The organism is Carnobacterium sp. (assembly GCF_032094055.1).
Taxonomy (GTDB): Bacteria; Bacillota; Bacilli; order Lactobacillales; family Carnobacteriaceae; genus Carnobacterium_A.
In genome coordinates, this window is sequence record NZ_DAMDAK010000004.1 from 12,573 (window position 1) to 26,351 (window position 13,779).

Genomic DNA, 13,779 nt, shown 5'->3' on the forward strand with positions numbered 1-13,779 from the left:
TTCAAAGTTACCAAAGCGTTGTGCAATTTTGTAGCCGATATTTCCAGATTGCAATTCAGGGAAAACAAAAACGGTAGCTTGTCCGGCAACAGTTGAATCTGGTGCTTTTTGTTGACCAACAGAAGCGACATAAGCAGCATCAAATTGTAATTCGCCATCAATTGGGTATTGAGGAGCTAATTCTTGAGCAATTTTAGTTGCTTCTTCGACTTTTGTAGCTTCTTCCGCTTTAGCTGAGCCTTTAGTTGAAAAACTCAACATAGCGACTTTAGGATCAATTCCAAATAATTCAGCTGTTTTAGCACTTTCAACAGCAATTTCAGCTAATTCTTGAGCGTTCGGATTAACGTTGATCGCACAGTCTGAGAAAAGATATTTTTCATTATCGCGACCGCGCAGCATGATAAATGCTCCACTTGTACGGCTCACACCTGGTTTAGTTTTAATGATTTGCAATGCTGGACGAACTGTATCACCTGTTGAATGAACCGCTCCGCTGACTAATCCATCAACAATGCCCATATACGTTAACATTGTGCCAAAATAATTTTCATCTTTGATCATTTCTCTTGCTTGCTCAGGAGTCACTTTTCCTTTGCGGCGTTCAACAAATGCATCAACCATTTCGTCTGTATCTTCATAGTTATTTTGGTCAATAATCTCAATATTGTCCACATTAAATCCACGCTTTTTAGCAACTTCTTTAATTTCTTCCGGATTACCGATCAATACTGGATGAACCAGTTCCTCTGCTTGCAAACGAACAACTGCTCCAATAATACGAGGTTCAGTTCCTTCTGGAAAAACAATTCGGATATTCTTTCTTACAATATTAAATTTTAGACCATCAAATAATTCCACGTTAATTCCCTCCACATAATGTGTTTTTTCACTTCTAGTCTATCATACTATTTTCTAGTAAAAAATAACAGTTTTTTAGTGCTGTTTTATGAAAATACACTATATTTCTATACATTTTTCATATTTCTTTCATTTTTGATTAGTACAGTTTCATTTTCCCTGTTTTTTCTGCCTTCATTTGCTAAACTTTTTCGGGCAATTGCCAATTAATGGGTTCTTGTCCCATTTTAATTAAAGCAGCATTGGCTTTTGAAAATGGTTTTGAACCAAAAAAACCTCGATAGGCAGATAATGGACTAGGATGTGGAGAAGTAATAACGGTGTGCTTTGTTTCATCAATCAGACTTCTTTTCTTAATAGAAGGGCTGCCCCATAAAATAAAGACCATAGGGACTTCTCGTTCATTTAATTTTTTGATGACCATATCCGTCACCTCTTCCCACCCTTTACCTCGATGAGAATGTGCTTCTCCTTGACGGACTGTCAAAACCGTATTCAGTAATAAGACACCTTGTTCTGCCCAAGATTTTAAATAACCATGTTTGACAGGCGGGTAACCCAAATCACTCTCAAGCTCTTTGTAAATATTAAGCAACGAAGGCGGTATCTTCACATTCGGTTGTACTGAAAAGCTCAATCCATGCGCTTGATGTGGACCATGATAAGGATCTTGTCCTAGAATAACGACTTTTACTTTATGATACGGGGTCCATTCAAAGGCTTTCCAAATATGGTCCATTGCTGGATAAATAGTCTTTGTTCGGTATTCTTCTGCTAAAAAATGTTTGAGCTTTTCGTAAGTTGGAGCTAAACTGGGCTGATTTAAGATAGGAGCCCAATCATTTTGGATTGGTATTGCCATATAATTCCCTTCTTCCGTTTAGTCTCTTTTTCTTCTTCATCGTACTAAAGTTTTTACTTTCCTACAAGTATTTAGACTACTTGTCCATTGCCAAGCTATTCAAGAAAAAACGTGTATTCGTACTTTTTTTTACCAATAAATGGTAAACTAGACTAGACAAATGAAACTTAGGAGGAAATACAATCATGATTGAACTTATTGCATCGGATATGGATGGAACATTACTGAATGAACGGATGGTCATCTCAGAAACGAATGCTAAAGCTATCTTAGCAGCTCAAAAAGAAGGAATACATTTTATGGTAGCCACTGGACGCGGCTATACAGAAGCTAAGCCATTACTTGAAGAAGTTGGGATTTCGTGTCCATTAATTACATTAAATGGAGCACAGGTGTATGATGAAGATGGTACCGTTATTGAAAATATCGGAATTGAAAAAGAAACAGTTCGCAATATTTTGAAAAAGGTAAGAGCGCTAGGTCTTTACTGTGAAATGACTACTTCTCATGGAATTTACTCAGATAATAAAGCAAAACGTATTGAATCTGTCGCTTCATTGATTTATAAAACAAACCCTGATACTTCATTTAAAATGGCTGTTGTATTAGCAGCTGCCCGTTTAGAGATCATGAACATCAATTATGTTTCGCAATATGAAGAACTTTTAGAAAACGATACAATCGAAATCTTAAAAATGATTACGTTTAGTGAAGAAGGACCGACCGTTCTTGATCCGCTAGCTCAAGAATTAAATGTCTCAGGCGACTTAGCGATCACTGCTTCATTCATCAATAATATTGAAATCAACAACGTTAAAGCTCAAAAAGGATTAGCGTTGGCTCGGGCTGCAGAAAAACTAGGAATTTCTACAGAAAATGTAATGGCGCTCGGTGACAATTTCAATGATGTTTCCATGCTGCAAGTAGCTGGATATAGCGTGGCGGTCGGCAACGCTGAAGAGGGTGTTAAAGCTCATGCCAAATACCTAACTTCCACAAATAACGAAAATGGGGTAGCAGAATCTGTTTTATTAGCTCTTAATAATAATATGGATCAACAATTAATTTGATAAAAATTAATTTGACAAATCAGCTGAGAACAGTACAATAAGACTAATCATTCAGGCTTTTCATCAATAAGCCACTGAACTATAGGGGGAAATAAGCATGACAGATATCAAAAGAACATTAACGATTGCAGGCAGCGACTCTAGTGGCGGTGCTGGCATTCAAGCTGATTTAAAAACATTTGCTGAATATGGAACTTATGGGTTATCTGCTTTAACAGCCATCGCTACAATGGATCCTGATAACAACTGGAGTCATGGTGTGACAACTATTGATGTTCCCGTATTAGAAGCCCAATTAAAAACTGTTTTTGCAAGTGATCACAAAATTGCTGCAATGAAAACGGGTATGTTGCCGAACGTAGCCATTATTAAAGTCATTGCCAAAGCGATTAAAGAGCAACAATTAGAAAATATTGTGATTGATCCTGTAATGGTATGTAAAGGCGAAGATGAAGTATTAAACCCAGAAAATGCAGAAGCATTACGCGACATTTTAACGCCTCTTGCAACTGTCATCACCCCTAATTTATTTGAAGCTGGAGAATTATCCGGGTTGGGCAAATTAACAACTTTAGAGGATATGAAAAAAGCAGCAGAAAAAATTCATGATTTAGGTGCAAAAAACGTTGTGATCAAAGGTGGAAAAGCTCTAGAAGGAGATAAAGCCATTGATTTATTCTATGACGGATCAGAATTTACAGTTTTAGAAACTGAAAAAATTTCCCCTGCTTATAATCATGGCGCAGGCTGCACATTTGCAGCAGCTATTACAGCTGGCTTAGCACAAGGTCTAACAGTTAAAGAAGCTACTTTAAAAGCAAAAGATTTTGTTTCCGAAGCCATTCGCAGCGGTTTTAAATACAACCAATATATCGGTTCTGTTTTCCACAGCGGTTATCGTTTAGCAAAACAAGATTCTATCTAATTCAAAAGGTAAGAGGATGAGACCTAAGTCTCATCCTCTTACCTTTTTCTTAACTTTTTTCTTAAACATGCTCCAAAAGGCAGACTCACTTTTTCATTCTATGTCAAGTCATGTTGGTAATTTTTAACCAGTGAAATTTCTTCAAAAATCAGTTAAAACCCTTTTTTAGATTTCTATAAAGGTAACAAGTTAGTTACTGATCGCGTTATCATTAATGGAAAGGTCGTTTTAAAGGAAGGAGGAAATTGAATGGAAACGAGTCCAGAGTGGCTTTCTGCGATTGCAGAAATTGTCGGCAGCCTTGGTTTTCCAATTTTTGTCGCCTGGTTTCTATTGCAACGAATGGAGTCTAAACTAGATGAGTTGGTTAAAGCTATTCAAGATTTGAATCATGTTTTTAAAATGAACGGCTAATAAAAGTATCTAGAGTAAGAAGTATTTTTTCTTGCTCCAGCTATTTTTTACGTTCTACTGATTATTTAAAAGAAATCTTAGTTAATGAATCGTTTATTTAAAGCTTTAATAGGTCCTTTTCGCTTTTGCCATTCACCCCTCTTATTTAAGTTTTTAAATCCTTAAAAAAGTTGAACTATTTGCAGCTCTTCGTTTTTGGTCTTTTTTTTGTTATACTAATAGAACAGGAAGAGAAAATGATTTTTATTCAAGCAAGAGCAAAAACGGAGAACTACTAACTCGAGGTGAGTAAAGAATGGTTCATCTTTATATGAAACAAGCTTATGTATCGCTTCAAAATCGAATTATCGTTAAAGACGAAGCGGGCAAAGATATTTTTTTAATTATTGGAAAATGGGGTCGAATAGGCGATGGCCTTTCTTTATATGCGATGGACGGCACATTACTGATGGAAGTAAAACAAACCGTTTTATCCGTTTTCCCTAAATTCAATATTTATGTTGCTGGCGATAAAGTAGCCTCTATTTCTAAACAACCAGGAATAAAAGGTCCTTATTTTAAAGTAAGTCAGTTAAATTGGATTGTAAAAGGTGATTTCTATAATCATCATTATACTGTTCAACATCGGCTGCAGACTATTATGCAGATGGAAAAAGCCTATTTGCCTTTTGGTGACTTTTACGCTCTTTCCATTACTCATTCACAAGATATCCCAATTTGCTTGTGTATCGCTGTTATTGTTGATCATCTTACATTAACAAGACTACCTACTAAAGCAAAAAGAAAATCTTATTTGCCTATCTAATCAAATAAAAAAATCTGTCTTTCCTTTTGTGTGAATACTAAAAGGAAAGACAGATTTTTTATTTACTGATTTGGTATTGCATATGGTCATATCGATGGCCGCTTAACGTGTTTTCTCCAACAGTTTGGTACCCCATTTTTCGGTACAAAGACTGAGCCGATGCATTCTCTTGGTCACAATTTAATCCAATGATGGTTTCTCCCTGGGCTTCAGCCACCTTAGGAAGTGCAGCTAATAATTCCATAGCTACTCCTTGTTTTCGGTAATCAACAGAGGTTACTAATGTATCAAGATACCATTCCCCAGGACCTGTTTCAGAATCCGTAAACAACTGTACTTCTCCTAAACCAGCCTTCTGCAGCAAATCCGTTAATACTTGATCAATATACGGTTCTAATTCCCCTTTATACCCATAAGCGACACCAGCTATTTGACCTTCGCGTAGACAAACTATTGCTCGTCGGTAGCTGTAACGGTAATCTTCACTTTGCATAGCTTTATGAAGAAGAGCCTTTAACTGCTGCTCCGGAATAATCTCTAGAGCCGGCAACTCCATATCTTGTAAAACGATCCAAACCAATTCAAGCATCTGCTCTGTGTCTTTTTTTTCAGCTTGCCTTATCATATTCACTACACCCCTTACTTCTCTTTACAACTATAGCTAATAATTTCTTAGATATCAACTTGTCTTCTGGTAAATTGACCATCTGAGTGCTTATCAGCAAAACATGTCAGCTTTTCTCACACAGCTAGATGATATACTGGTTGCAATCCTCTTAAAGTTAAATTAAAATAAAACCTTATATAGGAGGAGGAAATTTATGAATAAGCACAATCGTTCACTATTTTTAACAGCAGCAATTTTATTAATCGGTACTATTTTTTCTGTTTTACAGCCTCAAAGTGTTTCCGCGAAAACAGCAGAAGGCAAATACCTTATTGGAACTGATGTTACTTTTGCACCTTTTGAATATCAGGATGCAGACGGTAAGTACATTGGAATCGACATGGATTTATTAAACGCAATTGCTGAAGACCAAGGTTTCGAATATGAACTCAAACCATTAGGATTCAGCGCAGCTTTGCAAGCACTTGAATCTAACCAAATTGATGGCATGATTGCCGGGATGAGCATTACTGATGAGCGAAAAGCTACTTTTGATTTTTCAGAGCCTTACTTTGAAAGTGGCGTAGTCATGGCCGTAGCTGCATCGAATGATGACATTACGAGCTACCAAGATTTAACTGGTAAAACAGTTGCGGTCAAAACAGGTACAACCGGTTCAGCTTTTGCAGAATCGATTCAAAAAGAATACGGTTTTAAATTAAACACTTTTGAAGATTCTGCTAATATGTATGAAGATGTTCAAGCCGGCAACTCAGATGCTGCTTTTGAAGACTATCCTGTTATGGCATACGCACTTAAAAACGACCGTTTAAAATTAAAAATTCCAACTGAACCAGAACCAGGCGACAACTATGGTTTTGCCGTAAACAAAGGAATGAATCCTGAATTAATTGAAATGTTCAACAATGGCTTAGTCAATATCCGGGCTAATGGCAAATACCAGGAAATTTTAGACACCTATATCGGTGAAAATTCTACCGCTTCAGCTGCTAACATCGGCTTTTTGGGGTTAATCAAAGAAAATAGCAGTGAATTAATAAAGGGATTGGGCCGTACATTGGGCTTAACATTGGCTGCTTTTGTCATCGCTTCTATTGTCGGTGTTCTATTAGGACTTTTCAGCACTTCGCCAAATAAAGGGTTGAATTGGATCGCTTCACTTTATGTCGATTTATTTCGCGGCATTCCTTTAATCGTTTTGGCTTTCTTTGTTTACTTTTCCATTCCGCAACTCCTTGATTTACGTCTTTCAGCAACGATTGCCGGAATCATTACCCTTAGTTTGAATACAGCGGCTTATATTGCCGAACTCGTACGCGGAGGTATTTTGGCAGTCGATAAAGGTCAGCTAGAAGCAGCTCGGAGTCTAGGGCTTCCATACAATCTTTCTATGCGGAAAATTATCCTTCCTCAAGCTGTCAAAATTATGATTCCATCATTTATCAATCAGTTCGTTATTACGTTGAAGGATACTTCTATCTTATCTGTTATTGGGATAGTCGAATTAACTCAAACCGGAAAAATTATTATTTCCCGCACATTTTCATCCGGGAATATGTGGTTAGTTGTAGCTTTAATGTACCTGATTGTAATCACTATTTTAACGAAACTTTCAAATTATTTGGAAAGGAAATTACAAAATGACTAAATTAAAAGTAGAGAATCTAAAAAAAAGCTTTGGTTCATTAGAAGTTTTAAAAGACTTGAATGTTGAAATCCAAGAAGGCGAAGTTGTTTGCATCATCGGTCCCTCCGGTTCAGGTAAAAGTACTTTTTTACGTTGTCTCAACCAATTAGAAGATATTACAGGCGGAAAAGTGATCATCGATAATCATGACCTAAACGCTTCTTCTCAAAACATCAACAAAATAAGAGAAAACATCGGAATGGTATTCCAGCACTTTAACTTGTTTCCGCACTTAACTGTCTTGAAAAATATTACTTTAGCTCCTAAAGAATTAAAGAATAAAAAAGAGGCCGATATTAAAAAAAGAGCACTAGAGTTATTAGAAACAGTCGGGCTATCTGAAAAAGCGAATGATTATCCAAATTCTTTATCAGGAGGACAAAAGCAACGTGTCGCTATCGCACGCGCTTTAGCGATGGAACCCGATATCATGCTGTTTGACGAGCCAACTAGTGCTTTGGATCCTGAAATGGTTGGAGATGTATTAGCAGTGATGCAGCTCTTGGCTCGGCAAGGAATGACCATGGTGGTCGTTACTCATGAAATGGGATTTGCTAAAGAAGTCGCAGACCGTGTGATTTTTATGGATGGTGGTTATATTGTCGAAGAAGGTACACCTGAAGAAGTATTCAATCATCCTCAGCATAGCCGTACACAGGATTTCTTAAATAAAGTGCTTGTCTAAATATGGAGAAAACTGTCCGCTGAAAAGCAGGCAGTTTTTTGTATCTTACTTTTTTGATCGTCTTTAACCTATACCCAATAGTGGATAAATTTATTTATCCGCGGTATGATTAAGGTAGTCTATTCTAAGGAGGTTTGATTTGGTATGTTTATAGAAATCACTGAATCTGCACAACAACGAATTGCTGCAGCTCAAGCCCTTAAACCTGGTAAATTAATTGTCTATTATGAATCTCGCATTGGCTGTATTTGCGGAAATAACGGCATTTTCACTTTAAAAATCACACAAAAAGAAGATCCTGAAGTAGATGCTACTATTAAAACAACACTAGGCGATTTGCCTATTCAAGGGTGGAGTTTAGATTTTCTAGATGAACAAATGAAGTTAGATTTCAGCGAAGAAAAACATGCTTTAATTTTAAGAGGAACCAGCGGATTGATCAACCCAAATGTGATGATCACCGATGACTCAGACGCTTCTGTTTTCTTGGCTTTACACTAACTATTAAAAAGAAGAGGTACAAAAGGAATGCATTCCTCTTGTACCTCTTCTCATTTTCATATTTATTTGTTAAAAAATAGTTTTAACAGAGGTGGCGTTACAAGCGTCGTCACGATAATGACAATGATCATAGGAGTATAATATTCAATTGGAATCAGACTATTTTCTAATCCCATCGCAATAACAATCAACGCTACTTCTCCTCGTGAAATCATTCCCGATCCAATCCCCATTGAAGAACGGTTATTGAAACCGGATAAACGTGCACCCAATCCTGCACCCACAAATTTCGTAGCAATCGCAACGACTGACAAAATAATGGTGAAGGCTAATTGGTCTTTGATCCCATTAAACGAAACGGCTAAACCGATACTTGCAAAAAAGATGGGAACAAAAATACCATAAGCTATAGATTCTATTTTTGTTTCTACTTCTTTCTTATAGTTCGTTTGCCCAACAGCAATCCCTGCAATAAATGTCCCAATAATTCCCGCTACTCCTAAAGATTCGGCAAAAAAGGCAAACGCAAAGCACACGATCAACGCTCCGCTTAATAACGGTTCGGTTACTTTTAGTTTTGAAAACAGTCTGATAAATGTAGGAACGATCCATTTTGAAATCAAAAGACTCACTACAAAGAACGCAACGATTTTCCCTAATAATGAAACTAAGTTAACATTTGTTCCCATAAAGAAACTCATATCCAATGCCAGCAAAATCACGACTACAATATCATCTATTACTGCAGCACCAAGTAATGTCGAACCTTCTTTACTTTGCAGCCAGCCCAGCTCTTTTAACGTTTGCACTGAGATGCTGACAGATGTTGCCGACAAAATCAGACCTAGGAAAATGGCTTCCGGAACAGATAAGCCATAAGCGTATCCACCGATAAATCCTCCGAAAACAGGAAATAAAACTCCTAAAAAGGCTACAAGTATAGAAGACTTCTTATTTTTATTTAAGTCGGTTAAATTGGTCTCCAGACCTGCTAAGAACATCAAGAGTAATACACCGATATCACTAAATACTTTTAGGATTTCTGTGTCTTGTATCCAGCCTAATAATGCTGGTCCAATAATGATTCCGATAATGATTTTTCCCAAGACAGAAGGTTGTCCCAAACGGATGCTCAATTGCCCTGCTAACTTTGTAGCTATTAAAATAATTAAAAACTGTAAAATAAACATTTATCCACTCCTACTACTTTTTGAGATAAAAAAATAGAGTGTTGGTCATTTGCAACGCTCAAATTCCCTTCTATTTTTTAATAACTAGTCCATTATACTGTTTTTTATACTAATTTTCTTTAAAAATTAAATAGTTTTAATTATTTTTTTAAAAAAATGTTCATCCTGCTGTTTTTTCAGGATGAACGGTTTTTAATCTAATTCTTCTTTGATTCTTTCAGCTGTTTTAACTGGTATCCCTAAAGCTTTATATTCTGATACATCAGCCTCTTTAGCTTTCTTCAATGACTTAAATTGTTTTAAAATTTTAGTTCGAGTCTTTGGCCCGACCCCTTCGATTTGATCTAATTTTGAAGATAAACTATTTTTACTGCGTAGTTGACGGTGGAACGTAATGGCAAAGCGATGGACTTCATCTTGAACCCGCTGTACTAAGTAAAACGCTTGACTAGTAGGTTTCAATTTGATTTCTTCATGTTCTTCTCCAAAAATCAAAGAAGAAGTTCGGTGCTTATTGTCTTTGACCATTCCAGCTACGGGAATAGACAATCCTAATTCATTTTCTAAAATGTCAATAGCGGCATTTACTTGGATTTTTCCGCCATCCATTAAAATCAAATCCGGCAATGGTTTGTTTTCTTTAAGAAGGCGTTCATAACGTCTGCGGACTACTTCTTCTGTAGTCGCCATTTCATTGCTGCCATGAACCGTCTTTATCTTGTATTTACGGTAATTGCTTTTATCAGGTTGCCCATCTTTAAAAGAAACCATTGCTGAAACTGGGTTTGTTCCTTGGATATTCGAATGATCAAAAGCTTCGATTCGCTTGATATACGGCAATCCCATTGCTTCTGATAGTTCTTTTACAGCCCCTACTGTTTTACGGTCATCCATCTCAATTAGTTTAAACTTCTCATTTAAAGCAATCTCGCTGTTTTTAGTAGCTAGATCCAGCATATCTTTTTTACGCCCTCTAACAGGGATTTTTACAGCAATGCCTAAAACTTCTGCTAAGACAGTTGTTTCTACTTCTTGTGGAACAAGGATTTCTTTAGGCAAAAGATGGTTTTCCTCTTGATAAAATTGAACGATATAAGAAGCTAATTCTTCTTCTGGAGAATCGTAACAAGGAAAGATCGTAGCTTCTCGTTTAATCAGCGTAGCTTGGCGAATGAAAAAGACTTGAATCGAAATCCAGCCTTTATTCATATAAAAGCTGAATACATCGCGTGTTGTGTAGTCATTTGTAATAATATTTTGTCTCTCAACTGTTGTTTCAATATAATGGATTTGGTCGCGGTATTCAGCTGCTCGTTCATAGACTTGCTCAGCAGCAGCTTGCATCATCTTAGCACGTAGCTCTTTTTTTACTTCTTTAACGTCTCCATTTAAAAAACGTTTGATGTTTTCAATTTGTGCTTTATACTCTTCCACAGGAACCTCGTGATCACAAGGGCCCAAACATTGGCCCATATGATAATATAAACAAGCTCTCTTCTGACTTCCATTGCATCTTCTGAGTGGATAAATTTTTTGAATAAAGTGTTGTGTCTCACTCGCTGCATAAACATTCGGATAAGGCCCAAAATAAATACCGCCATCTTTTTTTACTTCTGAGGTGATAATCAATTGCGGATCTCGTTCATTAGTGATCTTTAAATAAGGATAACTTGTGCCTTGTTTTAATTTGATATTGTATTTAGGTTGGTGCTTCTTGATCAATGTAATCTCCAACAATAGAGATTCTTTATCGGTTGCTGTAATAATCGTTTCGAAGTCCACGATTTCTTTCACTAGCAATTCGGTTTTGCCTTCATGGGTTCCTCTAAAATAAGAGCGAACTCGGTTTTTTAAATTTTTAGCTTTTCCAATATAAATAATTTCATTTTCACTATTTTTCATTAAGTAGCATCCAGGCAAATCAGGAAGCAACAGTAATTTATTATTAATGTGTTCACTAGTCATTTTTTACTCCCATTCCTTATGCATAATTCAAACGTACTTATTTTACAACCCCCTGCTGCTATTGTAAAGTTTTCTGCTTATTTTTTCCGTGTAAATGCTAAAAACACACCCTGAAAGTTAGATTATTTCTAACTTTCAGGGTGCAATGCATTATCGTCATTTTTTTAATAGCCTCTTTATTTTTTTGTTTGGCTAAATAAAAATAAATTGTTGAATGAACTGTAATCGCAATAACCTACCAAAACATCCTGATAACGGTAGCTTTCGCCTAGTTTCACTTCTTTATTTTGTATTTTTTCTTGGATATCTAAAGCGATCTTTTGGTATAAATCGTCAATATCTTCATCGTCGATTGGTCCATACTTAACTTCCCAAGCTTCTAAAAAAGCTGCTTCATCTTTGTCTTGATAAAAGTCTATATTAACTTGTTCAGCCAATTCATTCACCATTCCTTCATGTTGTGATTAATTCAATAATTTAATCGTAATCGTTTTTCTGCCCCAAGCATTGGCTTCAGCAACAGATGAAAAGTGAACATCAATTTTATTGCCTTTGATGGCTCCGCCAGTATCTCCGGCAATTGCTACGCCATAACCTGGTACTTCAATCATAGTGCCTAAAGGAATAACACGTGGGTCAACAGCAATAACTCTTGGATTTTTTGTTAAATCAATTCCAGTTGCTGTATGCGTGCTTAGTCCTGCTTCAGCTGTTGAATAACCAGTTGCGGAAACGACAAGTGTTTTTCCGGTCGCAGGAGCAGGTTGTTGTTCTGTTTGAGTTGCAGTCTCTGATTTCGCTGAATTCGTTGATGCAGCTGGTTTGGTTTTTTCTGCAGCTTCTACTGTTTCATTTTCTTGAGCAGCTGCAATTTGAACCGCTTTTTCTTTTTCTGCTTTAGCTGAAGTTTGAGCTGCTTTTACTTTTTCAGCAGCTGCTGCTTCTTCTGCTTTCTTTGCTTCTGCTAGTCTTGTTTCTTCTGCTCTTTTTTCTTTATCTAATTGATTTAGAATATCTTGGTTCTCATCCATCGTTTTTTGCAAAGTTGCCACTTGCTTATCTAGATCAGCTTTTTGCTTTTCTGCTGTTTCTGTTTGGCTTTCTAATGCCACAGCCTCATCATTCAATTTTTCTTTTAAGTCAGCTAATTTCATTTGTTCTTTTTCTGCCAGATTAACTTGGTCATTTCCGGCTGATTGCAATGTAGCTAAGACATAAGCCCGATTAAATAAATCTGATACACTTTCTGATTCAAATAATGAAACAATTACGTTTTGATTCACTTCAGAAGTTTGAATCGTCTGTAGTCGTTCTTTCGCTTGTTCGACGCGAGCAGCAACAACTTCTTCTTGTTCTTTTATTTCGGTTGTTGTTTTTTCGATCGTTCCTTTTTTTTCTTCAATCTTTTCTTTTAGTTTTTCAAGTTCTGAATTTTTTTCATTTACTTTAACTAGTGTCTGATTAACTTCGCCATCTAATTTTGCCATTTCTTCTTGTTTTGCCTGTTGCTGAGATTGAATCTCATCTAACGTCGATGCAAATGCAGTAGTCGGAATAACACTGACCAATAAAAATGCCATCATTGAACTTATGACTAATTTACCAATTTTCAAAAATTGACAACACCTTTCTTTTTTCGTTTTTTATTTAAATTCCTTTGTATTTATCACTTCCATAGTATAACGGATAAAATCCTATATTATATTTCGGATCAATTACTTTTTGTTACAAATGCAATTTAAGGTATACTGTTTTTGTAACAATCGTATTAGGAGGAAAGAAAATGACAAAAAAAGCTTATTTTGCAAGCCCATTATTTTCAGAAATGGAACTTATGTACAACGATTACCTTGTAAAGGAAATCAAGCAAAAGTTTCCAGCACTCGATCTTTATGTACCTCAAGAACAAACCGAAATCAATGATAAAAATGCCTATGCGGATTCTATCATGATTGCTAAAATGGATACAGACCAATTATTAAGTTGTGATTTTATGATTGCTGTATTAGATGGAGCTGCTATTGATGTAGGCGTGGCTACTGAAATTGGTGTTGCTTATCAAGCCGGCATTCCGATTGTCGGGCTATATACCGATTCAAGACAACAAGGTGCAACCAATCAGAAAAAATTAGAGGCTCTTCAAGAAATTGCTGAATCTCAATTCTCTTATATCAACTTATATACAG

15 protein-coding genes are annotated in these 13,779 nt (G+C 36.3%); 8 read left to right on the forward strand and 7 right to left on the reverse strand.

Annotated features, from left to right (window positions below; translation table 11 throughout):
* Together pta and RT405_RS01230 are read right to left on the reverse strand one after the other, a co-directional pair.
* Positions 1-861 (reverse strand): phosphate acetyltransferase (pta, locus tag RT405_RS01225; protein WP_313466881.1); only part of this gene is annotated, 861 nt, incomplete at its 3' end.
* 181 nt (positions 862-1,042) lie between these two features.
* Complete coding sequence (locus tag RT405_RS01230; protein ID WP_313466883.1) at positions 1,043-1,723, reverse strand: uracil-DNA glycosylase; 681 nt, start codon at positions 1,721-1,723, stop codon at positions 1,043-1,045.
* A 185-nt stretch (positions 1,724-1,908) separates the two neighbouring features.
* On the opposite strand from RT405_RS01230, the gene RT405_RS01235 reads away from it, so the two are divergent.
* From RT405_RS01235 to RT405_RS01250, 4 genes are all read left to right on the forward strand, one after another.
* Positions 1,909-2,793: a Cof-type HAD-IIB family hydrolase gene (locus RT405_RS01235; RefSeq protein WP_313466885.1), complete on the forward strand. Its 885-nt coding sequence runs from the start codon at positions 1,909-1,911 to the stop codon at positions 2,791-2,793.
* A gap of 97 nt (positions 2,794-2,890) precedes the next feature.
* Complete coding sequence (gene thiD / locus RT405_RS01240; RefSeq protein WP_313466886.1) at positions 2,891-3,718, forward strand: bifunctional hydroxymethylpyrimidine kinase/phosphomethylpyrimidine kinase; 828 nt, start codon at positions 2,891-2,893, stop codon at positions 3,716-3,718.
* Between the two features lie 249 nt (positions 3,719-3,967).
* Complete coding sequence (locus tag RT405_RS01245) at positions 3,968-4,132, forward strand: YvrJ family protein (RefSeq protein ID WP_313466888.1); 165 nt, start codon at positions 3,968-3,970, stop codon at positions 4,130-4,132.
* Between the two features lie 295 nt (positions 4,133-4,427).
* Positions 4,428-4,937: an LURP-one-related family protein gene (locus RT405_RS01250; protein WP_313466890.1), complete on the forward strand. Its 510-nt coding sequence runs from the start codon at positions 4,428-4,430 to the stop codon at positions 4,935-4,937.
* A 58-nt stretch (positions 4,938-4,995) separates the two neighbouring features.
* Here the strand turns inward: RT405_RS01250 and RT405_RS01255 are convergent, their stop codons facing one another.
* A complete protein-coding gene (locus RT405_RS01255; protein ID WP_313466891.1) occupies positions 4,996-5,562 on the reverse strand; it encodes a GNAT family N-acetyltransferase in 567 nt (188 codons plus the stop codon).
* Between the two features lie 196 nt (positions 5,563-5,758).
* Between RT405_RS01255 and RT405_RS01260 the strand changes: the two genes are divergently transcribed.
* The 3 genes from RT405_RS01260 (at position 5,759) to RT405_RS01270 (ending at position 8,438) form a co-directional block, all read left to right on the forward strand.
* Entirely contained in the window at positions 5,759-7,213 is a 1,455-nt protein-coding gene (locus tag RT405_RS01260; RefSeq protein WP_313466893.1) for an amino acid ABC transporter substrate-binding protein/permease, read from the forward strand.
* Positions 7,206-7,937, forward strand: a complete 732-nt coding sequence (locus tag RT405_RS01265) for an amino acid ABC transporter ATP-binding protein (protein WP_313466895.1) — start codon at positions 7,206-7,208, stop codon at positions 7,935-7,937. Before RT405_RS01260 ends, RT405_RS01265 begins: the two co-directional genes overlap by 8 nt.
* 144 nt (positions 7,938-8,081) lie before the next feature.
* Positions 8,082-8,438, forward strand: coding sequence for an iron-sulfur cluster biosynthesis family protein (locus tag RT405_RS01270; protein WP_313466897.1), 357 nt, complete (start codon positions 8,082-8,084; stop codon positions 8,436-8,438).
* 62 nt (positions 8,439-8,500) lie between these two features.
* Here the strand turns inward: RT405_RS01270 and RT405_RS01275 are convergent, their stop codons facing one another.
* From RT405_RS01275 to RT405_RS01290, 4 genes are all read right to left on the reverse strand, one after another.
* Positions 8,501-9,628 carry a cation:proton antiporter gene (locus tag RT405_RS01275; protein ID WP_313466899.1) on the reverse strand — a complete coding sequence of 376 codons (1,128 nt, stop codon included), beginning with the start codon at positions 9,626-9,628 and terminating at the stop codon, positions 8,501-8,503.
* A 192-nt stretch (positions 9,629-9,820) separates the two neighbouring features.
* Positions 9,821-11,593, reverse strand: coding sequence for an excinuclease ABC subunit UvrC (uvrC, locus tag RT405_RS01280; RefSeq protein ID WP_313466900.1), 1,773 nt, complete (start codon positions 11,591-11,593; stop codon positions 9,821-9,823).
* 176 nt (positions 11,594-11,769) lie between these two features.
* Entirely contained in the window at positions 11,770-12,042 is a 273-nt protein-coding gene (locus tag RT405_RS01285) for a hypothetical protein (protein WP_313466902.1), read from the reverse strand.
* A gap of 15 nt (positions 12,043-12,057) precedes the next feature.
* Positions 12,058-13,206, reverse strand: coding sequence for a 3D domain-containing protein (locus RT405_RS01290; RefSeq protein WP_313466904.1), 1,149 nt, complete (start codon positions 13,204-13,206; stop codon positions 12,058-12,060).
* Positions 13,207-13,376: 170 nt separating this feature from the next.
* Here RT405_RS01290 and RT405_RS01295 point away from each other — a divergent pair.
* A partial coding sequence (locus RT405_RS01295) for a nucleoside 2-deoxyribosyltransferase (RefSeq protein ID WP_313466906.1) occupies positions 13,377-13,779 on the forward strand: 403 nt, incomplete at its 3' end.

What these genes read in the sequence shown, in the direction of transcription:
- RT405_RS01265 (WP_313466895.1), top strand. Translation starts at nt 7,206, where the DNA reads ATGACTAAATTAAAAGTAGAGAATCTAAAAAAAAGCTTTGGTTCATTA.
- RT405_RS01235 (WP_313466885.1), top strand. Translation starts at nt 1,909, where the DNA reads ATGATTGAACTTATTGCATCGGATATGGATGGAACATTACTGAATGAA.
- RT405_RS01285 (WP_313466902.1), bottom strand. Translation starts at nt 12,042, where the DNA reads ATGGTGAATGAATTGGCTGAACAAGTTAATATAGACTTTTATCAAGAC.
- RT405_RS01250 (WP_313466890.1), top strand. Translation starts at nt 4,428, where the DNA reads ATGGTTCATCTTTATATGAAACAAGCTTATGTATCGCTTCAAAATCGA.
- RT405_RS01270 (WP_313466897.1), top strand. Translation starts at nt 8,082, where the DNA reads ATGTTTATAGAAATCACTGAATCTGCACAACAACGAATTGCTGCAGCT.
- RT405_RS01275 (WP_313466899.1), bottom strand. Translation starts at nt 9,628, where the DNA reads ATGTTTATTTTACAGTTTTTAATTATTTTAATAGCTACAAAGTTAGCA.
- RT405_RS01230 (WP_313466883.1), bottom strand. Translation starts at nt 1,723, where the DNA reads ATGGCAATACCAATCCAAAATGATTGGGCTCCTATCTTAAATCAGCCC.
- thiD (WP_313466886.1), top strand. Translation starts at nt 2,891, where the DNA reads ATGACAGATATCAAAAGAACATTAACGATTGCAGGCAGCGACTCTAGT.
- RT405_RS01255 (WP_313466891.1), bottom strand. Translation starts at nt 5,562, where the DNA reads ATGATAAGGCAAGCTGAAAAAAAAGACACAGAGCAGATGCTTGAATTG.
- RT405_RS01245 (WP_313466888.1), top strand. Translation starts at nt 3,968, where the DNA reads ATGGAAACGAGTCCAGAGTGGCTTTCTGCGATTGCAGAAATTGTCGGC.
- uvrC (WP_313466900.1), bottom strand. Translation starts at nt 11,593, where the DNA reads ATGACTAGTGAACACATTAATAATAAATTACTGTTGCTTCCTGATTTG.
- RT405_RS01260 (WP_313466893.1), top strand. Translation starts at nt 5,759, where the DNA reads ATGAATAAGCACAATCGTTCACTATTTTTAACAGCAGCAATTTTATTA.